Origin of the sequence: Paraburkholderia podalyriae (genome assembly GCF_014397785.1) — a bacterium.
Classification (GTDB): Bacteria; Pseudomonadota; Gammaproteobacteria; order Burkholderiales; family Burkholderiaceae; genus Paraburkholderia; species Paraburkholderia podalyriae.
In genome coordinates this window covers 1-359 of sequence record NZ_VZQQ01000305.1, presented here as the reverse complement: position 1 = coordinate 359, position 359 = coordinate 1, and the positions used below count along the sequence as shown (strand labels likewise).

Annotated in this window: 1 protein-coding gene; it reads right to left on the bottom strand. The window is 57.4% G+C overall.

The features are described from left to right. Positions 1–290, bottom strand: a 290-nt coding sequence (locus tag F6X42_RS43155; protein WP_187639798.1) for an IS6 family transposase, incomplete at its 3' end; no start/stop codon positions are given. Positions 291–359 lie beyond the last annotated feature (69 nt).

Below are 359 nucleotides of genomic sequence, written 5' to 3'. Positions count from 1 at the left end.
TAAAGATAGACCCACTTGCCGCGCAGTTTGAGGTAAGTCTCGTCGACGCGCCACGACTGGCCAGTGGGCCTGCCAAAGCGGTTCCACCGTTTAACGAACTCCGGCGCATAGCGCCGCACCCAGCGCAGGATCGTCGTGTGCGCCAGCGAGAGACCTCGTTCCGCCATCATTTCGACCAGATCGCGCAGGCTAAGCTTGTAGCGCAAATACCAGCGAACATACAGAATGATCACTTCACGGTCAAAGTGACGGCCTGCGAACAGTTCGTCCAGGCTCTTCAGTTTGCTCATCGTCGGCTCTCAATTTGTTCAGTCCGACACCTTAACCGATTCGCACGCGCGCTATTTGCACCGGAGCCC